This window comes from Streptomyces sp. JK94 (assembly GCF_053613315.1).
Genome location: NZ_JBSICH010000001.1, coordinates 327,844 through 347,980, shown reverse-complemented (window position 1 = coordinate 347,980; position 20,137 = coordinate 327,844). Strand labels below are relative to the sequence as shown.

The following is a 20,137-nucleotide window of genomic DNA, read 5'->3' as shown; positions in this document are numbered from 1 at the left end:
GCGCCCCTTCGCGTCCAGCAGCTGCTCACCCGGCGCGCGGCGGCCGACCGGCCGCCGGAGCGGCTCACCCGCCGGGAGCCGGAGGTGCTGGCGCAGGGGCGGACCAACGCGGCGATCGCCGGCAGGCCCGTCGTCACGGAGCGGGCGATCGCCGAACACACGGCGAACATCTTCGCCAAGCCGGGTCTTGAGGTCTCGGACGACGACAACCGCCGTGTGCCGGCGGTTCTGGCCTACCCGGACCGCGGGCGCTGACCCCGCCCGCCCCGCAGAACCCGGCAATCACCGGGACGGCTGAACATCCCCGGGACGGGCTCCGTATGGAGAGGAGCCGCTTCACTCCTGTCGGGCGCCCTCGATGCCCCGCAAGGAAGTCAGAGGAGTTCCATGGGACGCAACACAAGAAAACGCCGTTCGCCGCTGGCCACCAAGATCGTCGCCGGGGCGGCGGCCCTGGCGGTCGGCGGGGGCGGGCTGGTCTGGGCCAACTTCTACGCCTCGGCGCACGAGGAGAGCCCGGGCCACCACCGGACGAGGTCCGCCGGCGCGCAGGTCGCGACGATCGACTGTCCCGACGTGGGCCAGCGGATCTCCGGCGTGCCGGACCGGGCGCGCGGGGAGGTCGACGGCGAACTGGCCACGCTGGACAGCCAGATCACCGAGGCCTACCAGCGCCTCGCCACCACGCGCCGCGCTCAGGAGGGTGACTCGCGGTTCGTGCAGAACACCATTCTCGGCCCGCTGAAGGACCGGCGGCAGGCGATCATCGACCGGATCCAGCTGGAGATCAACCGGGCCGGCGGCCGGGCCGACGACAACCTGGACGAACTGGCCGGGTGCCAGGGGAAGCCCGCGGAGCAGCCGCAGAACGGCGGCGGACAGGGCGACGGCGGTCAGGACGACGGCCAGAACGGCGGCGGTCAGAACGGCGACGGCCAGGAAGGCGACGGCCAGAACCAGGACGACAACGGCAACGGCGCCGCGGGTCCGTTCGCGGACGACTTCGTCGACATCAACGACGTCGAGCCGAACGCCCGAGGCAGCGAGAACGGCCTGGCCGCCGACGGCGACGGCGGGTCCACGGGCTCCTTCACCGCGCAATGCGGCGTCAACGAGAACGACCTGTTCAACAGCGACAACCTGATCGTGGCCCCGGGCGTCGACAACGGCGCCCACCACACGCACGACTACGTCGGCAACCAGGACAACAACGCGTTCTCCAGCGACGAGGACCTCGCCGGCGCGGACACCTCGTGCCGGAACCGGGGCGACAGGTCCACCTACTACTGGCCGGTCCTGCGGCTCCAGGACGGCACCCAGGAGTTCGACGCGGGTGACCTGGGCGGCGGCGCCGAGGGCAACGTCGGCAAGATCCTCAAGGCCAGTGAGGCGGAGATCAGGTTCGTGGGCAGCCGGCAGGGCGACGTCGTCGCGATGCCGAAGTTCCTGCGGATCATCACCGGTGACGCCAAGGCCTTCACCAACGGCGTCGCCAACGCCAACAGCTCGTTCAGCTGCACCGGCTTCGAGGACCGGCAGGTCACCGACAAGTACGTGCTCTGCCCCGAGGGCAGTCAGGTCGTGCGCACGTCCAACTTCCAGAGCTGCTGGGACGGCCAGAACATCGACAGCGCCAACCACCGCGACCACGTGGCCTTCGTCCGGGAGGACGGCAGCTGCCCGGACGGTTTCCAGGCCATCCCCCAGCTCCAGGTCCGCCTGGTGTACGACGTCCCCGCCCCGACCGTCGAGAACGGCCAGGTGCGCAACCCGTACGCCGTGGACGGCTTCCCCGAGCAGCTGCACAAGCCGATCACCGATCACAACGACTTCATCAACGTCATGGACGAGAACCTGATGAACAAGGTGGTCCGCTGCATCAACCGCGGGAAGAACTGCCGGTAGTCCTCCCGGAGGACGCGTGCGGAGGGGGCCGGCGACAACCGCCGCCGGCCCCCTCCGCGTGCCCGTACGGGTCAGCCGCCGTGCCCGGCGTGCCCCGCCGAGTGGCCGCCGCCCCCGTGCTGCGTCCCCTGTTCCAGGGTGCCGCCGAGCCGGCCGCGCAGGTCCGCCACGACGTCCTCGTGGCCGACGGCCACCCACTTGCGGCCGACGAGGTAGTAACCGCCGTAGTCCTTCGCCGTGTTGATCCACTCGCGCTGCCCGCGGTCGGTGGCGAAGGTGGCGAGGACGTACTTCTCGTCGCCCTTCCCGCAGAGGGCCTGGCGGATGGTGTCGGCGTCGGTCTGCATGTTCGGGGAGCACTTCACCTCGGCAGCCAGGTGCTCCAGGCTGCCGGTCGCCGTCTCGGGGACGGCGGGCCCGCCGTCCCCGTCGGCTCCGCAGCCCGCCAGCGCCAGTACCGCCGCCGTTCCCGCCAGCGCGAGCCTCGGTCGGGTCAGCCTCATGTGTTCCTCCGGTCCGTTCCGCCGACATGCCGCACGGAGCCCCGGCGGGGGCTCTCGTCATCGGTACGGACGCGGGACGCGAAGTACTCAGCGACCGGCGGACGGCCGGCGGCCCACGTGACCCGGCCCCCGCCTCCGTGCGACAGTGGCGCCGTGGACCAGGACTGGGAAGACCGCGTCACCGCCGCTTGGGCGGCCTTCGACGACTGCGCCGAGGAGGACGGCCCCGCCTTCCGGGCGGTGATCGACGCCCTCGCCGACGAGCTGCCCGCGGACAGCCCCCTCGCCCTGTTCGAACGGGCGTGCGCCTGGGACTCCACGGGCCACTCCGACCGGGCCGTGCCCCTCTACCGCGAGGCGCTGGCGGGCGGGCTGGCCGAGGCCAGCCGCCACAAGGCCCGCCGGGCGAAGATCCAGCTCTCCAGCTCCCTGCGCAACACCGGGCATCCGCAGGAGGGCGTCAAGCTGCTGTCACCCGAACTGCTCGCTCCCTCGGACGAGTTGGACGACGCGGTGCGGGCCACGCTCGCGCTCTGCCTGTCGAGCATGGGCCGCGACCGCGAGGGCCTGGCCCTGGCGCTCGGCGCCCTGGCGCCCCATCTGCCGCGCTACCAGCGTTCGATGGCCCGGTACGCACGGCTGCTGGTGGACCCCGAGGCGTAGCGCCGCCTGCGCACGGTGACCATCCACCGGTTCGCTCGTTCTGCTGAACGTGCAGCCACAGGATGTCGCCCCGCCCACCGCACCGTCCTCCGCCTCCCCGGCCAGCCCGGTCGTCGACGTCGAGCAGGCCGAGGCCGCGCTCGTCGAGCACTATCCGCGCCTGGTCCGGCTCGCCTACCTGGTCCTGCCGCCGGGCCTCGGCCGGAGCCGCCGGGTCCTGACCGCGCACGCCCTCACCCAGCGCGCGCTGCCCCGGAACCGGACGGCGACACCCGTGATCCCGGCCCAGTCGGCCGGCCGCGCCACCGACCCCGGATACGCCCTGGTCCGCCTGCGGGTCGTCCGTACGGCACTGGAGGCGGGCCTCCCGCTCAGGCGGCGCGCCTGGCCCAAGCGGTCCCAGCTGCCGCCGCTGCTGCCCCGGGTGCGGGGGCTCAAGCTCTTCCCGCGCTCCGGCGGCGCCGACGAACTCGCCCTGGACCAGCGGCTGTCCGCCCTGACCGCGCCGGGCCGCGCGGCGTACGTGCTGCGCGGCCTGGAGAACCTCCCCGACGGTGCCGTACGGCAGCTGCTCGCGGCCGCCGGGGTCGCCGACGCCGACGCCGCGCTGCGGGAGGCCGACGAGACGCCCGCCCGGTACGCGCTGCTGGCCTCCCCCGAGTTCGACCCCTGCTCGCTGCAGGCCCGGCCGACCGACCTGATGCGCCGCCGGCAGCACGCGCGGGCGGCCCTGGCCGCCGGGGCGGCCCTCGTGGTGTGCGGGGCGCTGCTGGGCCTGCCCGGCGACGGCTGGGGGCCGGACGGCGCCGCCGCCCCGGCCTACGCGCAGAACCCGGCGGCCGAGGCGGCGCTCGACCCCGCCGAGCTGACGAGGGTCGCCCCCGCCGCGTGGAAGACCTCGGCCCGCACGGACTTCTCGGTGTGGCCGGCCCGCGGTGACCTCACCGGTGACCGGGCACTGCTGCGCCGCGCCCTGGCCGTCTGGGCCCGGCCCGGCGAGAGCGTCGGGGTGTCGGCGACCCCGGGCACCCCGACCGGCGGCCCGGCGGGCCCGCCCCAGCTGCTGTACGCCGGGGCCGTCGACAACGCGCGCGTGGTGATCCTCCACGACGGTCTGCGCCTCGCCCGGTACGCCGAGCCGAGGGACGGCACGGCCGGTGCCGCCCTGGACTTCGCGCGCACCGACGGCGCGGGCCGGGCCGAGGCGAACGCGGTGGTCCTGGGCCGGGCCGACGGCAACGTCCGCTACCTGACGGCCCCCTGGGTGACGAAGGCGGCCGGGCGGGACCTGACCGAGCCGGACTCCGGCGCCCGGGACCTCGCGCTGACCGACGGCGTGACCTCGCCGCTGGCCAGCCCCGTGCAGCAGCGGTCCGGCGCCTGCACGTCCTGGAACGCGCTGGAGCTGACCGACGGCTCGGACACCCGCCTGGCCACCGACCTCGGCGAGCTGGTCCCGGCCCGGCTGACCACCGGGCGCCCCGGCTCGGCCGAGGACGCCGCCGGCGCGAAGGCGCGGAAGGCCTGGGCGCCGTACGCCTGCTCGCTGGGCTCGGTGCGCGGGCAGGGCGTGCGGTCGGTGAACGCCTGGCAGTTCGCGGCGCAGCCGCTGCCCGACGCGAGTGGTGCGGCCGCGTGGGTGTGCACCCGGGCCGAGACCTGGCGGGGCGAGGGGGCACGGGTGCTGGCCCAGTTCCGGACGCCGGGCGGGGCCCAGGGCGCGGTGGCGGCGAAGGCGCAGGACGTGCCGGCGTGCGGTGAGCGCGACCCTCAGGTGCTGGCCGGAGTGCTGTGGAAGTCGGAGGGCGGGCACTGGTACCTGCTCGCCGCCGGCGGCCGTGACACCAAGTCGATCGAGGCGACGGGCGGCATCAGCGGGTCCGCCGACGGCAACCTGCTGACGGCCGGGGCCGAACAGGGCGCGCAGGCCGAGCTGAAGGGCACCCTGGGCGACGGGCGGACGATCGGCGGTCTGCGCTAGCCGGGCCGTCCCCCGGCTCCGAGCGCGGTGGCCCGATGCCCGTCCGCGTGCCCGGATGAGCGCGCTCGTGCCCGCCATGCGCACACCGATGCCCGGTTCGGCCCGTTCGAAGGCCGGATTCGATCGGTAAGGTGTTCGTATGACTACCCGGGTACGCCGCAGGATGGGCGTCGAGGAGCGGCGGCAGCAGTTGATCGGGGTCGCGCTCGAGCTGTTCAGCCGCCGCTCGCCCGACGAGGTCTCCATCGACGAGATAGCGTCGGCCGCGGGCATCTCGCGCCCGCTGGTCTACCACTACTTCCCCGGCAAACTCAGCCTGTACGAGGCCGCGTTGCAACGCGCCTCGGACGAGCTGGCGTCCCGTTTCGTGGAGCCGCGGGAGGGTCCGCTGAGCGCGCGGCTGCTGCGGGTGATGGGCCGCTACTTCGACTTCGTCGACGAGCACGGCCCCGGGTTCTCGGCCCTGATGCGCGGGGGCCCGGCGGTGGGCTCCTCCACGACGAACGCGCTCGTGGACTCCGTACGGCAGGCCGCGTACGTCCAGATCCTCTCGCACCTGGGTGTCACCGACCCGCCCGCGCGTCTGGAGCTGGTCGTCCGCTCCTGGATCTCGCTCGCCGAGTCGACGGCCCTGATCTGGCTGGACGGGCGCCGCATCCCGCGCGCCGAGCTGGAGAACCAGCTCGTGCACGGCTTCGCCGTGCTGGCCGCGGTGAGCGCCGCCTACGACGAGGAGATGGGCGCCCTGCTGCGCCGCGTCGTCGCCGAAGAGCCGGCCGACGGTCCCTTCGGGGACCTGGCCGGCCGGCTCGTCTCCCTCGTCCCGTAGGGCCTCAGACCTCGAACTTGCGGTACGACGGGTCCAGGTCGCGGACCTCGGCGGAGGCGTGCAGGGCGAGGCCGTCGCCGGGCTTCACGTACTGCCGCAGCAGCTCCAGGACGGCCTCGGTGAGACGCGCCTTGGTCTCGTCGGTGCGGCCCGCGAGCAGCCCCAGCGTCACGTGGACCACGGCGTGCCCCTCGGTGTCGGGGCCGACCGTGGTGTCCTCGCCGCGGCGGAACTGCGTCTTGCACGCCGGCGGCTTGGCGGCCGCGATGTCGACCACGGCGGTGTGCAGCGCCCGCGCGAACGCGGGCCGGTCGAAGTCGTCCGCCAGCCGGGCGGAGTAGTCGACGGTGATCTGCGGCATGGGCCCTCCCGTTGCGTGAACAGCAGGGCTCACCCTAACCACAGTCCCCGGGCCGCGGTCCACGGCCGTCAGCCCGCCCGCTCGAACACGGCGACGGTACGGCCCGGCACGGTGAACGTGCCGGTGCTCGCCGCGTACGACGACCCCTTCACCACGGGGTCCGCGCCCGCCGCCTGCACCGGATGCAGCCGGTGGCCGGTGCCGGCCGCCGCCTCCACCCGCTGCTCCCGCTGCTGCGGGGTGGCGTTGAAGACGACCACGAGGTCACCGAGGCGCATGGTGATCACGCCGGGCGTCTCGTCCTTCCCGGAGAGCGGGAAGGAGAGCCGGGACTGCACCTGCCCCGCCGTGGCGAGGGAGAAGACCCGCTCGCTCGTACGGATCTTCAGCAGGTCCCGGTACGCCGCCGAGGCGCCCGTGATCTGCGGGCAGCCGACCTGCACGGTGCCCAGGAGCGGCTTGGCGTAGGCCCACTTGTCCTCGTTGTCGGCGGCCGGGGGCAGGCCGCGGCCGAAGCCGTTGCCGTCGGCGCAGTTCCAGTGGATGGCGTTGAACCAGTCGCCGCTGTCGTAGGAGTTGCGGTCCAGCGACTTGGAGCGCAGCAGGTCGGTGCCCGCCTGGGAGAGCGCCGGGCCCTGCGAGAGGGCGGCGGTCGCCATGGCGAGGACCTGCATACGGGCCCGGTCGTCGGCGGACGTGTCCTTCGGCAGCTTGAAGGCGAGCGCGTCGAAGAGCGACTCGTTGTCGTGCGCGTCGGCGTAGGCGAGGGCGTCGCCGGGGGCCGCGGCGTAGCCGGCGGGGGCGCCGTTGTAGTCGACCTCGGAGCCCTTGACCTCGGTGCCGCTGGTGTCGGTGAAGGTGTAGCCGGCGAGGTTGCCGGTGAGCCCGACCTTGATCAGGTCCTGGTGGTGGAGCAGGCGGGCCCTCTGCTCGGCCGGGGTGCCGTTGGCCTCGGAGGCGTTGGGCTCGGTGAACAGGCCCGAGGCGAAGCCCTGGACCCCGGGGTCCTCGTCGAAGGGGCCGCCGCCGCGCACGGCGTCGCGGGCCCGGTCGGAGAAGGTCGCGATCCCGGTGCCGGCCATGTTCTCCTGGGTGGCCTGGGTGAAGCGGGCGTCGTCGGCGACCTCGCCGAAGTTCCAGCCCTCGCCGTACAGGATGATCTTCTTGCCGTCGACGCCGTCCTTCTCGAGGGTGAGCGCGTCCAGGGCCTTGCGTACGGCGAGGATGTTGGCCTTCGGGTGGTGGCCCATGAGGTCGAAGCGGAAGCCGTCGACCTTGTACTCCCTGGCCCAGGTGACGACCGAGTCGACGACGAGCTTGCCCATCATGGCGTTCTCGGTGGCCGTGTTGGCGCAGCAGGTGCTGGTCGCCACCGAGCCGTCGGCGAGGAGCCTCTGGTAGTAGCCGGGGACGATCCGGTCGAGGACGCTGGTCCTGGCCTGGCCGCTCGCCGCGGTGTGGTTGTAGACGACGTCCATGACGACCCGCAGACCGTCCTCGTTGAGTGCCTTGACCATCTCGCGGAACTCGACCGTGCGGGCGGTGCCGTCCGGGTCGGTGGCGTAGGAGCCCTCGGGGACCGTGTAGTGGTACGGGTCGTAGCCCCAGTTGTAGGCGTCCTCGGCGGCGGCCTTCGCGACGCACGCCTGCTGCTCGGCGGAGTCGGCCGGGAAGGCGGTGAGGTCGCAGTCGACGGTGGCCTGGCCGGACTTCTTCTCGGGGATGGTGGCGATGTCGAAGGCCGGGAGGAGGTGGACGTACGACGTGCCCGCCTCGGCCAGCGCGCGCAGGTGCCCGGAGCCGTCGCTCTCCTTGTCGGTGAAGGCGAGGTAGGTTCCCCGGTGGTCCGGGTCCGCCGTCCGGTCCGCGACGGAGAAGTCGCGGATGTGCAGCTCCTGGATCCGGGCGTCCCTGAGCGGCACGGCCTCGGGCTTGTCGTAGTCGTGCCAGCCGCGCGGGGCGAGGGCGCGGTCGTCCAGGTCGACGAGGAGGCTGCGTTCGGAGTCGGTGGTCAGGGCGAGCGAGTAGGGGTCGGTGACCTTGTTGGTGACGACCCGGCCGGCGTCGGGCGCCCACACCGTCACCGCGTAGCGGTAGTCCCTGCCCTTCCAGGACGTCGGGCCGGTGGCGGACCAGACGCCGGTGTCGTCGTCGCGCCGCATGCGGACCGTGCGGTCGCCGATCTCCAGCTTCACGTCCTGCGCGGTCGGCGCCCACACGGAGAGGGTGGGCCTGCCGTGGCGGAAGACCGGGCCGAGGCCGGTCCTCGTCGCGTCGGCGGCGTAGAGGTCGTCCAGCGCGCCGGCGGTCTGCACGCCCGTCGCCGCGAGCACGGCCCCGTCGGCCGTGCGCCGGGAGGCGACGACCTGGCCGCGCAGGGCCTCGCGCACCCGGTCGCGGTCGCGCGGGTCGACGGTCCAGGCGGTGTACTCCGCCAGGTGCGGGAACTTCGCCTTCTGCGGGTCGGTGAGGGTGGTCCTCGTGAGGCGGAGCCACTTCTCGTCGGTGCCGGTCAGGGTGCCGTTCGCGGCCTTGACGGAGCCGGTGCGGGAGGCCAGCAGCTGGGTGGAGGCGGCGCCCTCGGAGCCGTTCCAGACGACGGTGTTCCGGTCGATCCAGACCGCCTCGGAGGTGGTGAGGTCGACGGCCGCCGCCGAGCCGGCCGGCTGCGGCAGCAGGTACTTCTCCTCACCGCTCACCAGCCACACCTCGTGTCCGTCGGCCTTGAGGTCCAGGACCTGGTCGGTGGGCAGGTCCTTCTCGTCGCCCTTGTGGACGATGTAGCCGAGACTGGTGGCGCCCTCGGTGAGCGGCACCTCGAAGACCGCGCCGAAGGAGTCGGTCCGCACCGGCGTCAGGGGTTTCGACCAGTCGGTGGGGTTCGCGGCGTCGCCCCAGACGTGCAGTCCCCAGCCGTCGTGGTCCCCGTCGGCGCGGTGGTAGTGGAGGACGGCCTTGCCGGTGTCCTGGGCGGGGTACTCGGGCCGCTCCGTGACGACCTGCTCCTCGCCCTGCTCGATCCAGACCTCGCCGGTGCGGGTGACGTCGATGGTGCGGTCGGCGGCGACGTCCTTGTCGCCGTCCTCGTCGACGACCAGGAAGCCGACGTCGGTCGCGCCGGGCTTGAGCTTGACGTAGGCGAAGGCGCCGTAGGCGTCGCGGCCGGTGAAGGGGTGGCTGTCGGGCCAGGTGGTCGCCTCGCCCTCGGCGAGGTCGCCCCAGGCGTACAGGCCCCAGTCGTCGTAGTCCCCGTCGTCCCGCTGGTAGTGGACGATCGCGTAGTCGCGGGATGCGGCGGTGGGCGGCTGCTCGACGGGCGGGGTGCCGGTCGTCGAGGCGGCCGTGCCGCTCGCGGTGCGGCCGGCGGAGTCGACGACGACCGCCTTGTACCGCAGGGGGGTGCCGGCCGGGGTGTCCTCGCCGATGGTGTGGGTGACCTTGTAGGGGGCGTGGTCGGCGGAGCCGAGGGTGCGCCACGTGCCGTCGCCGGTCTGGGCGGCGAAGACGACGCGGTTGAGCTGCCCGCCGGTGACGTCGGCCGTCAGCTCGACGGTGCCGGTGGCGCCGGGCTCGGGGGCGGTGAGGGTGACCGTCGGCCGGGTGGCGGGCTCGGCGAGCCTGCCGGCGGCCTTGAGGACAACGGCCGACCCGGCGGGGACGGTGACGGTGACCTTCTTGTCGGCACCGGACCGCACCCGGGCGTCGGTGCCGTAGAGGCCGCTGAAGGTCATGCCGGCCGAGCCGGTCGCGAAGGTCGCGGTCTTCGCCTGGTCGGCGTTGTTGAAGGCGACGACGTACTCGGTGCCGCGCCCGGCGTCCGTGCGGGTGAAGGCGTAGACGCCGGCGCCGTCGGCCGCGTAGCGCTCGGTCTGGACGCCGTCGGCGAGGGCGGGATGGGCCTTGCGGAGCCCCGCGAGAGCACTGATCTGCCGGTAGAGCGGTGCTCGCGTGTCGTAGGCGTCGTCGGCGTGGGTGCGGTCGGTGCCGAGCCGGTCGTCGTCCAGGTAGTCGGCGGTGCGGGAGGCGAACATCGTCTGGCGGGCGTCCTTGTCGCCGCCCGCGCCGGTGAAGCCCTGTTCGTCGCCGTAGTAGACGACGGGGTTGCCCCGGCTCAGGAACATCAGCTCGTTGGCGAGCTTGTCCTTCTGCAGCAGCTCGGCGTCGGTGGCCTTCGGGTCGTCCTGCCGGAGGAAGGTGCCGATGCGGCCCATGTCGTGGTTGCCGAGGAAGGTGACCTGCTCGTAGGCGTTGGCCTTGTCGGTCGTGTACTTCCAGTCGTCGCCGAAGACGGCCGCGAGCTTCTGGGCGCTGCCGCCCTGCGAGGCGTACGCGCGGGCCGCGTCCTGGAAGGGGAAGTCCAGCGTGGAGTCCAGGCGGCCCCGGGTGACGTACGGGGAGGTGACGGAGGTGTCGGCGGAGTAGACCTCGCCGAACATGAAGAAGTCGTCCCGGCCCTTCTTCGCCGCGTAGGCGTCCAGCGCGGTCGCCCACTGGGTCCAGAACTCCATGTTGACGTGCTTGACCGTGTCGATGCGGAAGCCGTCGACGGCGAAGTCCTTCACCCACCGCTGGTAGATCTTCTCCATGCCGCTGACGACCTCGGGCCGTTCGGTCCACAGGTCGTCGAGGCCGGAGAAGTCGCCGTAGGTGGCGGACTCGCCGGCCCAGGTGGAGTCACCCCGGTTGTGGTACATCTCCGGGTCGTTGAGCCACTGGGGGACCTTGAGGTCCTTCTCGGCGGCGGGGACGGCCGGCGTGCGGGGGAAGGAGCCGGCGTCCACGCGGGGGAACCGCCGGGAGCCGTCGGCGTAGTCGGCGTCGTCGAAGGGCTCGCCGTCCTGGGTCAGGTACGGGAAGGCGCCCTTGGAGAGGTAGTCGTAGGACTTCTCCTCGTAGTCGACGACGTCGGCGGTGTGGTTGGTGATGACGTCGAAGAAGACCTTCATGCCCTTGGCGTGCGCCTTGGAGATGAGGTTCCTCAGGTCCTGGTTGGTGCCGAAGTGCGGGTCGACCTGGGTGAAGTCGGTGATCCAGTAGCCGTGGTAGCCGGCGGAGGCGTTCTCCCCCGTGCCCTGCACGGGCTGGTTCTTGAAGAGGGGCGCCATCCAGAGGGAGGTGGTGCCCAGGCCCTTGATGTAGTCGAGCTTCTCGGTCAGCCCCTTGAGGTCGCCGCCCTGGTAGAAGCCCTTGTCGGTGGGGTCGTAACCGGTCGCGAGCCGGGTGCCGGTCAGGCCGCCCCTGTCGTTGCGGGGGTCGCCGTTGGCGAAGCGGTCCGGCAGGACGAAGTAGAACTGCTCGCGGGTGAGGTCGTGCCGGGCCGCGGCCTTCGCGAGCCTGGCGTCCGACGGGGGCGGGGGCGGGGCGTCGGCCCGCGCGGCGAGGGGTGGCAGGAGGGCTGCGGCGAACGCGGCCACGGTGACGGCCGCGACCCGTCTCACTCGTGCGGTGCGGCGCCTGTCAGGCACCGGCCTTCTCGGTATCACGGGCGTGAACTCCTTGCGATGACGGCTCGATCGGGTCCGACCCCGGCGAGACGGTAGCGCTGCCGCAAGACTTGCGGCAAGGGTCGTGAAAGTAACGGAAAGAACTTTCACCAACTGTCACGACCCTTGCCCCGGCCGCCCGTTCAGCAGGCGGACTTGCCGGCGTACAGCGCGAGCGCGGTGTCGGCGCCGAGGGTCGCCGTGAACCGACCGGAGCCGTTCACGGTCACCGGTTCGCCGCTCTGGACGTCGCAGTACGTCCCGGCCGGCAGGGAGGTCTGGAAGGTGCGGGTCAGCGCGCCGGACTCGTGGTTGACGGCGACGTAGCCCCTGCTGCCGCGCCCGAAGGCGATGGCGTCGTTGCCGTTGTCCCACCAGTTCGTGACCGCCTGGCCGCGCGTGGCGTTGCGGAAGGCGACCATCGACCTGATCTCCGGCCAGGCGTGCTGGCACTTCCAGCCGTTCTGCCAGCAGGCGTTCACCTGACCGCCGTTCGGCGGCCCGGCGTCGTGGTCCGACCACTCGTAGCCGGAGTTGACGTCCGGGGCGCCGTAGGGCCAGGCCAGCATGAAGACGTTGGCGAGGGTGTAGGTGGCGTTGTCCTTGTAGCTGAGCGTGGAGCCGTTGCGCTCGGTGTCGTGGTTGTCGACGAAGACACCGGCGGCGCCGCCGGCCAGGTATCCCCAGCTCTCGCCGTAGTTCTTCAGGTAGGCGAGGTTCTCGCTGGTGAAGACGCGCTTGAGGTCGTACGCGTAGCGGAACTCCTGCACGTCACCGCTGCCGGTGTACTCGGTCGGCTGGACGGCCTCTCCGGCGCCGTGGATGACCTCGTGCTTCCAGTACACGCCCGGGTTGCTCAGCCGCGACTTGATGTTCGCGAGGTCGGCCGCCGGGATGTGCTTGGCCGCGTCGACGCGGAAGCCGTCGACACCGAGGGAGAGCAGGTCGTTCAGGTAGCCGGCGATCTGCGCGCGGACGTGGTCCTCGCCGGTGTCGAGGTCGGCGAGGCCGACCAGTTCGCAGTGCTGGACGTTGTACCGGTTCCGGTAGTCGTTGATCTCCGAGCGGCAGTCGTCGAAGTCGGGCGCGGAGTAGAGGCCCGGGTAGTCGTACTTGCCGTACGAGGAGCCGCCGGTGCCGGTGCCGCCGCCCGCCGACATGTGGTTGACGACGGCGTCGGCGACGACCTTCACCCCGGCCGCGTGGCAGGTGTTCACCATGTTCCGGAAGGCGGTGCGGTCGCCGAGCCGCCCGGCGATCTTGTAGCTGACGGGCTGGTACGAGGTCCACCACTGCCCGCCCTGTATGTGCTCGGCGGGCGGGGAGACCTGGACGTATCCGTAGCCCGCGGGCCCGAGGGCGGTGGTGCACTCGCGGGCGACGGAGGCGAAGTTCCACTCGAAGAGGACGGCGGTGACGTCCTTGGCGCCGGGCGGGGAGGCCTGCGCGGACGTCGGGGACATGACAAGGGTGGCCGCCGCCAGTGCGACGGCCCCCGTGAGGGCTCTGCGTGCCATGTGGGGTTTCCTTCATCGTCGAAGGCGTTGCGGGGAGCCGCAGGCGCCCGAAGGCCCGCTTGAAGACTCTTGCTGAAACCTTCAGAAACCTTGCGGTGACGCAGATGTTAAGGGTTCACCGACCGAAAGGGCAGCCGTCGGTGCGAAGTCCGGGCAAGAAGTTTCCCCGGGACCCTGCGGGTTCGCGCGCCGCGGCGGAGCCGCACACGACGGGGGCCCGCCGCTCCGGAAGGGAGCGGCGGGCCCGTCCGTGCAAGCGAAGCCCTCAGGCCCGTGACCACCACACCGTCGTGTCCGCCGGCACCTTGGCCTCACCGTCCGCCTCGGTCACCTCACCGCTGGCCAGCAGCACCCGCCCGTGGGCGGGCACCGCCACCGACTCGCCGGTGGTGTTGGCGACGCACACGAACTCCCCGCGCCGGAAGGCGACGACGCCCTCGGGTGCGCGCAGCCACTCGACGGCGTCCCCCGCCCCCAGGTCGGGCCGGGCGCGGCGTACCGCCAGGGCGGTGCGGTACAGCTCCAGGGTCGAGCCGGGCTCGCCGGTCTGCGCCTCGACGCTCAGCTCGCCCCAGCCGGCCGGCTGCGGCAGCCAGCTGCCGCCGTCGCCGAAGCCGTACGACGAGCCCGTGCGCGTCCACGGGATCGGCACCCGGCAGCCGTCGCGGAAGCCGTCCTGTCCGGCGCCGCGGAAGTACGCCGGGTCCTGGCGCACCTCGTCCGGCAGGTCGACGACGTCCGGCAGGCCCAGCTCCTCGCCCTGGTAGACGTAGGCCGAGCCGGGCAGTGCCAGCATCAGCAGGCTCGCGGCACGGGCCCGGCGCAGGCCCAGCGCGCGGTCGCCGGCCAGGCGGATCTGGGTGCCGAGGCCGGGCGGGTTGGCGAAGCGGGTGGCGTGCCGGGTGACGTCGTGGTTGGACAGCACCCAGGTGGCCGGGGCGCCGACCGGGCGCATGGCGTCCAGGGTGCGGTCGATGACCGTGCGCAGCTCCTCGGCGTCCCAGTGCGTGCCCAGGTACTGGAAGTTGAAGGCCTGGTGCAGCTCGTCGGGGCGGACGTAGTTCGCGGTGCGCTCGACGGTCGGGGTCCACGCCTCGGCGACGAAGATGCGTTCGCCCGAGTACTCGTCCAGGATGAGCCGCCACTGGCGGTAGATGTCGTGGACGCCGTCCTGGTCGAAGAACGGCATGACATCGTTGCCCAGCAGCTTCAGCTGCTCGTGCGATCCGAGGTCGGGCAGACCCTCGGCCTTCACCATGCCGTGGGCCACGTCGATGCGGAAGCCGTCGACGCCCATGTCCAGCCAGAAGCGCAGGATGGAGCGGAACTCGTCGCCGACGGCCGGGTGCTCCCAGTTGAAGTCGGGCTGCTCGGGGGCGAACAGGTGCAGGTACCACTCCCCCGGCGTGCCGTCGGGCTCGGTGACCCGGGTCCAGGCGGGGCCGCCGAAGATGGACTCCCAGTCGTTGGGGGGCAGCTCGCCGGCCGCTCCCTTGCCGGGGCGGAAGTGGTAGCGGTCCCGGGACGGCGATCCGGGGCCTTCGGCGAGGGCGCGCTTGAACCACTCGTGCTGGTCCGAGGAGTGGTTGGGGACCAGGTCGACGATGATGCGCAGGCCCAGCGCGTGGGCGTCGCGGATCAGCGCGTCGGCGTCGAGCAGGCTGCCGAACACGGGGTCGACGGCCCGGTAGTCGGCGACGTCGTAGCCGGCGTCGGCCTGCGGGGAGGCGTAGAAGGGGCTGAGCCACACGGCGTCCACGCCCAGGTCGCGCAGGTACGGCAGACGGGTGCGGACACCCTCCAGGTCGCCCATGCCGTCGCCGTTGCTGTCGGCGAAGCTGCGCGGGTAGACCTGGTAGATGACCGCGTCCCGCCACCAGTCGCGGTGCCCCGCGACGGTGGCGGTGGTGGAGGTGGGGGCCGGTGCGGCGGAGTGCTGCTGGCTCATGGCGTCCTTGATGCGGTGGGGGTCCCCCCGGTCGGGCGAAGCCGGGGCGGGGGGAGGGATTCTGGGCGTTCGGGCGTGCGGGGTCAGGCGGCCGGCCGCGGTGCAGCGGGGTCGGATGGGCACCGCGGCCGGACGTTTCCGGGCGGGCGTCAGCCCTTGGTGCCGCCGGCGGTCAGGCCGGTCACCAGGTTCTTCTGCACCAGGTAGAAGAACGCGGAGACGGGTATCGCGACGAGCACGGCGGTGGCGGCCATCAGGTGGCGCTGCGCGTCGTGTTCGCTGACGAAGCTCTGCAGACCGACCGCGAAGGTGTACTTCGTGTCGCTCAGCATGAACGTCGAGGCGAAGGCGACCTCGCCGAAGGCGGTGATGAAGCTGTAGAAGCCGGCCACCGCGAGGCCCGGCCGAGCGAGCGGCAGGATCAGCCGGAAGAAGGTGCCGAAGGGGTTCAGCCCGTCGACGCGGCCGGCCTCGTCGATCTCGAAGGGGATGGTGTCGAAGTAGCCCTTGAGCAGCCACGCGCAGTACGGCACCGCGGTCGAGCAGTAGACGAGGACCAGACCGAGGTAGCTGTCGACCAGCTGGAGCTCGGACAGGATCTGGTACATCGGCACGATCAGCACCGCGATGGGGAACATCTGGGTGACCAGAAGGACCCACATGAGCTTGCGGTAGCCCGGGAAGCGCATCCGCGAGACCGCGTAGCCGGTGGTGGCGGCGACCATGACGCCGATGACCGTGGTGCCCAGCGAGACGATCAGCGAACTCTTCAGCCAGTCGAAGAAGTTCGTGTGCTGGAGCACGAACGCGTAGTTGTCGAAGGTCATCTTCGACCAGATGCGCTCGGGGTGCAGGTAGTCGTTCTTGTCCGGGCCCAGGGAGAGGTAGACCAGCCAGGCGACGGGGAAGAGCGCGATGAGGCTCGCGACGGTCAGGACGCCGTGGGAGGCGAGGGAGGCGGCGCGGCTGCGCTCGCCGCGGCCACGCACCCGGCGCGGCGGCGCGGTGGACGCGGGGACCTGCTCTGCCGGGACCTCGGTCGGCGCGGTGCTTGTACTCATGGCGGCTCCTGCCTCAGTTCGCGAGCTGCTGCTCATTGCGGTTCAGCCAGCGGCGGTAGAAGGAGGTGAAGACGATCAGGATGGCCAGCAGCAGGATGCCGTAGGCCGCGGACTGCGCGAAGTCGCGCGGCTGCTGCCCGAAGCCGAGCTGGTACGCCCAGGTGACGAGGATCTGCGCGTCGGGGGCGGTGTTGCCGAACAGCAGGAAGATCACGGCGAACTGGTTGAAGGTCCAGATGATGCCGAGCAGGACGACGGTGGAGCTGACGGACCTCAGACCGGGCAGGGTGACGTGGCGGAACCGCTGCCAGGCGTTCGCGCCGTCCATCTCGGAGGCCTCGTACAGGCTGTTGTCGATGGACTGCAGGCCGCCGAGGAGCGAGACCATCATGAACGGCACACCGCACCAGGTGTTCACCATGATCGCGGAGAACCGCTGCCAGAAGGTGTCCTCGAGCCACGCGGGGGTCGGCAGGTGCAGCCAGTCCAGGGCCGCGTTGATGACGCCGGCGTCGGCGAGCATGAAGCGCCAGCCGAAGACGGTGACGAAGGTCGGCACGGCCCACGGCAGGACCAGGATCAGCCGGTAGAAGGTGCGGCCGCGCAGCTTCTGGTTGAGCAGCAGGGCGAGACCGAGACCGATGAAGAAGTGCAGGCCGACACAGACCGCCGTCCACACGATGGTCCAGATGAAGTGCGACCAGAACCGGTCGTAGGCGGTCGGGCCCCACAGGATGTCGGCGTAGTTGTCCAGGCCGATGAACGTGTACGTGGCCTCGATCTCGTTGACGCCGATCGTGCGCCCCGTGTTGAGGCTGTTGGCGTCGGTGAGCGTGAGGTAGAGGCCGTACCCCAGCGGGTACAGCACGAGGACGCCGATCACGACGGCCACCGGCGCGATCATGGCGTAGGCGTACCAGTGCTTCTGGTAGCCGTCTTTCAGACGGCGGCCGAGGCCGGGCCGCGGGGTGCGGTCACCGCGGCGCTTGCCGGTCGCGCGGTCGATGGCGACTGTCATGGTTCGACACCTTCGGGAGCAGGACGAGCGGGGCGATCAAGGGGTACGGCGCACAGGCCGGCGGCCGCCGGGTCCCCTCCCCACCGCGGGGGACCCGGCAGCCGCGCGGACTCACTTGCTGAAGTCCGGCACCAGCTTGGCGATCGCGGCCTCGGCGTCGCTCAGCCCCTCGTCCAGGGACTTCTTGCCGCCGGCGATCTGGGGCAGCTCGTCGTCGAGCGGGGTCCACAGGGAGCTGTACTCCGGCAGGGCCGGGCGCGGCTGTGCGGCGGGCAGCACCGTCTGGAAGCCGGCGATGCCCGGGTCGGCCTTGACCTCGTCGGTGTAGGCGTCGTCGCGGGTCGGCAGCGTGGAGTTCTTCAGGGCGACGGTCTCCTGGGACTTCGCCGAGGTCATGAACTTCACGAACTTCAGCGACGCCTCCTGGTGGGCCTGGTCCGAGCCGGCGTACACCGACAGGTTGTGGCCGCCGGTCGGGGCGCCCGCCTTGCCGGTGGAGCCGGCCGGGACGGTGGCGATGCCGAGGTTGTCCTTGTCCTTGAAGGCGGTGCCCTGGTAGAAGTTGGTGATCTCCCACGGGCCCTGGAGGATCGAGGCGACCTTGCCGCTGACGAACGCCTCCTGGATGTGGGCGTAGGCGTCGGCGGTGACGTCGGCCTTGTGCAGGCCCTTGCCCTCGAACAGGCTCAGCCAGGTGCCGTACGCCTTCTTCGCCTCGGGCGAGTTGACGGTGATCTTCTCACCCTCGGCGTCGACCGTGTCGGTGCCCTCGCCGTACAGGAACGGCTGCGCGTAGTAACCGGCCGTGGAGGCCCAGTAGCCGTCGGCGCCGGTCTCGTCCTTGATGGTGGCGGCGGCCTTCTTCAGGTCGTCCCAGGTCTTGGGTGCCTCGACGCCCGCCTTCTCGAACAGTTCCTTGTTGTAGACGAAGGCGAGGGTGTCGGTGACCAGCGGGACGCCGTAGGTCTTGCCCTCGTACGTGGCCTGCTCGATCAGGTTGGGCTGGAACTTGTCCTGCTCGGCGAGGGCCTCGGTGCCGTCCAGCGGCAGGAAGAAGCCCTTCTTGGCGAAGGCGGGGGTCCAGCCGACCTCGGCGCGCAGCACGTCCGGGGCACCCTTGGAACCGGCGGCGGTGTCGAACTTGTTCTGCGCCTGGTCGAAGGGGACGTTGACGTAGTTGACCTTGACGTCCTCGTTGGCGGCCTCGAACTCCTCGACCAGGGCCTGGTAGGTCGGCGCCTCGTTGGTCGCGTTCGAAGTGTCCCAGTACGTGATGGTGACCGGTCCGCCGGACTCGCTGTCGCTGTCGCCGTCCCCGCCGCACGCCGTCGCCGCGAGGGCGAGGGACGCCACCAGAGCGGTGGCCGCTATGCCACGCCGCATGAGTTCTCCTTGAGGTGAAAGCCCGTGTGGTGCAGGGTGCGGGCCCGTCCGCCGCTCCTGCCGACTGCCGACCGCGCCTTTGCCGCCGTCGGGCGACGTGAACGTAACAGCGCTGCAAGCCCCGCGAAAGGTCTTGCAGCAAAAAAGTGCAAGACGTCTCCGAAGTTATCCGCGCGTGACCTGTCGGCGACCGTCGTGAGACGCTTGTTTACAAGGGCCGAGCGGTATCGCGCCGGTTGTGCAAGACTCTGCAAGCTCTTGCCATCACTTTCTGAGGGAGCGCGATGACGCAGCAGCCCGCGCCGGGCCGTCCGACGGGCCGTCCGACGGGCCGTCCGGCCGGCCGCCCACGGCGCCCGGCCGGTGGGCAAGGCGGCGGCCGACAGGTACAGTCCACCCCTGTGACCACACGGCTTGCCGACATCGCTGCCCAGGCGGGGGTGAGCGAAGCGACCGTCAGCCGCGTCCTCAACGGGAAGCCGGGCGTCGCCGCCACCACCCGCCAGTCCGTACTCGCCGCCCTCGACGTGCTGGGCTACGAGCGCCCCGTCAGGCTGCGGCAGCGCAGCGAGGGCCTGGTCGGCCTGATCACCCCGGAGCTGGAGAACCCGATATTCCCGGCGTTGGCGCAGGTCATCGGCCAGGCGCTGACCCGCCAGGGCTACACCCCGGTCCTCGCCACCCAGACCCCGGGCGGCTCCACGGAGGACGAGCTGACGGAGATGCTGGTCGACCGGGGGGTCGCCGGCATCATCTACGTCTCCGGGCTGCACGCCGACACCACCGCCGACATGGAGCGCTACGAGCGGCTGCGCGCGCAGGGCGTGCCCTTCGTCCTCGTCGACGGTTTCTCGTCGAAGGTGCAGGCGCCGTTCATCTCCCCCGACGACCGGGCCGCGATGAGCCTCGCGGTCACGCACCTCGTCTCGCTCGGCCACACCCGCATCGGGCTGGCCCTCGGTCCGAAGCGGTTCGTGCCCGTGCAGCGCAAGATCGAGGGCTTCGTCCGCACCGTGCAGGAGCAACTGGACCTGAGTGCCGAGACCGTGGAGAAGGAGCTGGTCCAGCACTCCCTCTACACCCTGGAGGGCGGCCAGGCGGCCGCCACGGCGCTCATGGAGCGCGACTGCACCGCGGTGGTCTGCGCCAGCGACATGATGGCGCTGGGCGCGATACGGGCGGCCCGGCAGCGCGGCCTGGACGTGCCCAAGGACATCTCGGTCGTCGGCTTCGACGACTCGCCGCTGATCGCCTTCACCGACCCGCCGCTGACGACCGTCCGCAAGCCGGTCCCGGCGATGGGGCAGGCGGCGGTGCGCACGCTGCTGGAGGAGATCGGCGGGACGCCCGCGCCGCACAGCGAGTTCGTGTTCATGCCGGAGCTGGTGGTGCGCGGATCGACGGCGTCGGCGCCGGGCGAGCGGCACCGCTCCTGAGGAACGCCCCGGGCGGCCCGCCCGCCCCCGGTGGCCGGATGCGGCCCGT

The 20,137-nt window shown here is 71.8% G+C and carries 13 protein-coding genes and 1 pseudogene; 6 read left to right on the top strand and 8 right to left on the bottom strand.

Annotated elements, in window-relative coordinates; translation table 11 throughout:
* Positions 1-3 precede the first annotated feature (3 nt).
* Together ACVV2G_RS01620 and ACVV2G_RS01615 are read left to right on the top strand one after the other, a co-directional pair.
* A pseudogene (locus ACVV2G_RS01620) lies at positions 4-255 on the top strand (DNA-binding response regulator); the annotation flags it as partial.
* Positions 256-387: 132 nt separating this feature from the next.
* Positions 388-1,905: a DUF1996 domain-containing protein gene (locus ACVV2G_RS01615; protein WP_453840710.1), complete on the top strand. Its 1,518-nt coding sequence runs from the start codon at positions 388-390 to the stop codon at positions 1,903-1,905.
* Between the two features lie 71 nt (positions 1,906-1,976).
* On the opposite strand, the gene ACVV2G_RS01610 is transcribed toward ACVV2G_RS01615, so the two are convergent.
* Positions 1,977-2,408: a hypothetical protein gene (locus ACVV2G_RS01610; protein WP_453840709.1), complete on the bottom strand. Its 432-nt coding sequence runs from the start codon at positions 2,406-2,408 to the stop codon at positions 1,977-1,979.
* A 153-nt stretch (positions 2,409-2,561) separates the two neighbouring features.
* On the opposite strand from ACVV2G_RS01610, the gene ACVV2G_RS01605 reads away from it, so the two are divergent.
* The 3 genes from ACVV2G_RS01605 (at position 2,562) to ACVV2G_RS01595 (ending at position 5,881) form a co-directional block, all read left to right on the top strand.
* Positions 2,562-3,071 (top strand): tetratricopeptide repeat protein, encoded by a 510-nt coding sequence (locus tag ACVV2G_RS01605; protein ID WP_453840708.1) that lies wholly within the window; start codon positions 2,562-2,564, stop codon positions 3,069-3,071.
* Positions 3,072-3,120: 49 nt separating this feature from the next.
* Positions 3,121-5,052 (top strand): hypothetical protein, encoded by a 1,932-nt coding sequence (locus tag ACVV2G_RS01600; protein ID WP_453840707.1) that lies wholly within the window; start codon positions 3,121-3,123, stop codon positions 5,050-5,052.
* Between the two features lie 163 nt (positions 5,053-5,215).
* Positions 5,216-5,881, top strand: coding sequence for a TetR/AcrR family transcriptional regulator (locus tag ACVV2G_RS01595; protein ID WP_453840977.1), 666 nt, complete (start codon positions 5,216-5,218; stop codon positions 5,879-5,881).
* Positions 5,882-5,885: 4 nt separating this feature from the next.
* Here ACVV2G_RS01595 and ACVV2G_RS01590 read toward each other — a convergent pair whose 3' ends face one another.
* From ACVV2G_RS01590 to ACVV2G_RS01560, 7 genes are all read right to left on the bottom strand, one after another.
* A complete protein-coding gene (locus ACVV2G_RS01590) occupies positions 5,886-6,242 on the bottom strand; it encodes a 5-carboxymethyl-2-hydroxymuconate Delta-isomerase (protein ID WP_453840706.1) in 357 nt (118 codons plus the stop codon).
* A gap of 68 nt (positions 6,243-6,310) precedes the next feature.
* Positions 6,311-11,725 carry a pullulanase-type alpha-1,6-glucosidase gene (gene pulA / locus ACVV2G_RS01585; RefSeq protein ID WP_453840705.1) on the bottom strand — a complete coding sequence of 1,805 codons (5,415 nt, stop codon included), beginning with the start codon at positions 11,723-11,725 and terminating at the stop codon, positions 6,311-6,313.
* Between the two features lie 143 nt (positions 11,726-11,868).
* Positions 11,869-13,242: an alpha-amylase gene (locus tag ACVV2G_RS01580; RefSeq protein ID WP_453840704.1), complete on the bottom strand. Its 1,374-nt coding sequence runs from the start codon at positions 13,240-13,242 to the stop codon at positions 11,869-11,871.
* 265 nt (positions 13,243-13,507) lie between these two features.
* The gene (locus ACVV2G_RS01575) at positions 13,508-15,190 is read right to left on the bottom strand and encodes a glycoside hydrolase family 13 protein (RefSeq protein WP_453840703.1); all 1,683 of its coding nucleotides are present in this window, start codon (positions 15,188-15,190) and stop codon (positions 13,508-13,510) included.
* A gap of 149 nt (positions 15,191-15,339) precedes the next feature.
* Complete coding sequence (locus ACVV2G_RS01570) at positions 15,340-16,251, bottom strand: sugar ABC transporter permease (RefSeq protein WP_453840702.1); 912 nt, start codon at positions 16,249-16,251, stop codon at positions 15,340-15,342.
* A gap of 13 nt (positions 16,252-16,264) precedes the next feature.
* Entirely contained in the window at positions 16,265-17,269 is a 1,005-nt protein-coding gene (locus ACVV2G_RS01565; RefSeq protein WP_453840701.1) for a carbohydrate ABC transporter permease, read from the bottom strand.
* A gap of 111 nt (positions 17,270-17,380) precedes the next feature.
* Complete coding sequence (locus ACVV2G_RS01560; protein WP_453840700.1) at positions 17,381-18,652, bottom strand: extracellular solute-binding protein; 1,272 nt, start codon at positions 18,650-18,652, stop codon at positions 17,381-17,383.
* 401 nt (positions 18,653-19,053) lie between these two features.
* Between ACVV2G_RS01560 and ACVV2G_RS01555 the strand changes: the two genes are divergently transcribed.
* Complete coding sequence (locus tag ACVV2G_RS01555; protein WP_453840699.1) at positions 19,054-20,088, top strand: LacI family DNA-binding transcriptional regulator; 1,035 nt, start codon at positions 19,054-19,056, stop codon at positions 20,086-20,088.
* Positions 20,089-20,137: the final 49 nt, after the last annotated feature.

Coding starts and splice junctions, on each gene's coding strand:
- ACVV2G_RS01615 (WP_453840710.1), top strand. CDS start 388: ATGGGACGCAACACAAGAAAACGCCGTTCGCCGCTGGCCACCAAGATC.
- ACVV2G_RS01610 (WP_453840709.1), bottom strand. CDS start 2,408: ATGAGGCTGACCCGACCGAGGCTCGCGCTGGCGGGAACGGCGGCGGTA.
- ACVV2G_RS01595 (WP_453840977.1), top strand. CDS start 5,216: ATGGGCGTCGAGGAGCGGCGGCAGCAGTTGATCGGGGTCGCGCTCGAG.
- ACVV2G_RS01590 (WP_453840706.1), bottom strand. CDS start 6,242: ATGCCGCAGATCACCGTCGACTACTCCGCCCGGCTGGCGGACGACTTC.
- ACVV2G_RS01580 (WP_453840704.1), bottom strand. CDS start 13,242: ATGGCACGCAGAGCCCTCACGGGGGCCGTCGCACTGGCGGCGGCCACC.
- ACVV2G_RS01575 (WP_453840703.1), bottom strand. CDS start 15,190: ATGAGCCAGCAGCACTCCGCCGCACCGGCCCCCACCTCCACCACCGCC.
- ACVV2G_RS01570 (WP_453840702.1), bottom strand. CDS start 16,251: ATGAGTACAAGCACCGCGCCGACCGAGGTCCCGGCAGAGCAGGTCCCC.
- ACVV2G_RS01565 (WP_453840701.1), bottom strand. CDS start 17,269: ATGACAGTCGCCATCGACCGCGCGACCGGCAAGCGCCGCGGTGACCGC.
- ACVV2G_RS01560 (WP_453840700.1), bottom strand. CDS start 18,652: ATGCGGCGTGGCATAGCGGCCACCGCTCTGGTGGCGTCCCTCGCCCTC.